Source organism: Streptomyces sp. NPDC031474 (assembly GCF_055581185.1).
In genome coordinates, this window is sequence record NZ_JBVIJX010000077.1 from 1 (window position 1) to 1,458 (window position 1,458).

A 1,458-nucleotide genomic window follows, 5' to 3' on the forward strand; every position below is an offset into this window, starting at 1 on the left:
CCTACACCCTTACCCCGGGACAACCACCGCCCGGGATGGACTACCTTCCTGCGTCACCCCATCACTCACCTACTACAAGTCTGGTCCGTCGGCTCCACCACTTTCCATTCCCCGAAGGGTCCGGAACGGCTTCACGGACTTAGCATCGCCTGATTCAATGTTTGACGCTTCACAGCGGGTACCGGAATATCAACCGGTTATCCATCGACTACGCCTGTCGGCCTCGCCTTAGGTCCCGACTTACCCTGGGCAGATCAGCTTGACCCAGGAACCCTTAGTCAATCGGCGCACACGTTTCTCACGTGTGAATCGCTACTCATGCCTGCATTCTCACTCGTGAACCGTCCACAACTGCCTTCCGGCGCTGCTTCACCCGGCACACGACGCTCCCCTACCCATCCACACAGGCGTTGGCCCTATTGTGTGAATGACACGACTTCGGCGGTACGCTTGAGCCCCGCTACATTGTCGGCGCGGAATCACTAGACCAGTGAGCTATTACGCACTCTTTCAAGGGTGGCTGCTTCTAAGCCAACCTCCTGGTTGTCTGTGCGACTCCACATCCTTTCCCACTTAGCGTACGCTTAGGGGCCTTAGTCGATGCTCTGGGCTGTTTCCCTCTCGACCATGGAGCTTATCCCCCACAGTCTCACTGCCGCGCTCTCACTTACCGGCATTCGGAGTTTGGCTAAGGTCAGTAACCCGGTAGGGCCCATCGCCTATCCAGTGCTCTACCTCCGGCAAGAAACACACGACGCTGCACCTAAATGCATTTCGGGGAGAACCAGCTATCACGGAGTTTGATTGGCCTTTCACCCCTAACCACAGGTCATCCCCCAGGTTTTCAACCCTGGTGGGTTCGGTCCTCCACGAAGTCTTACCTCCGCTTCAACCTGCCCATGGCTAGATCACTCCGCTTCGGGTCTTGAGCGTGCTACTAAAACGCCCTGTTCGGACTCGCTTTCGCTACGGCTACCCCACCCGGGTTAACCTCGCAACACACCGCAAACTCGCAGGCTCATTCTTCAAAAGGCACGCAGTCACGACGCATTGAGGAAACTCAACGCGCGACGCTCCCACGGCTTGTAGGCACACGGTTTCAGGTACTATTTCACTCCGCTCCCGCGGTACTTTTCACCATTCCCTCACGGTACTATCCGCTATCGGTCACCAGGGAATATTTAGGCTTAGCGGGTGGTCCCGCCAGATTCACACGGGATTTCTCGGGCCCCGTGCTACTTGGGTGTCTCTCAAACGAGCCGCTGACGTTTCGACTACGGGGGTCTTACCCTCTACGCCGGACCTTTCGCATGTCCTTCGTCTACATCAACGGTTTCTGACTCGTCTCACAGCCGGCAGACTGTGAAAGAGAGATCCCACAACCCCGTATGCGCAACCCCTGCCGGGTCTCACACGCATACGGTTTGGCCTCATCCGGTTTCGCTCGCCACTACTCCC

General features: G+C 57.2%; 1 rRNA gene. It reads right to left on the reverse strand.

Annotation, left to right across the window (positions count from 1 at the left end):
- Positions 1-1,458 (reverse strand): 23S ribosomal RNA (locus tag ACZ5SK_RS48495); the annotation flags it as partial.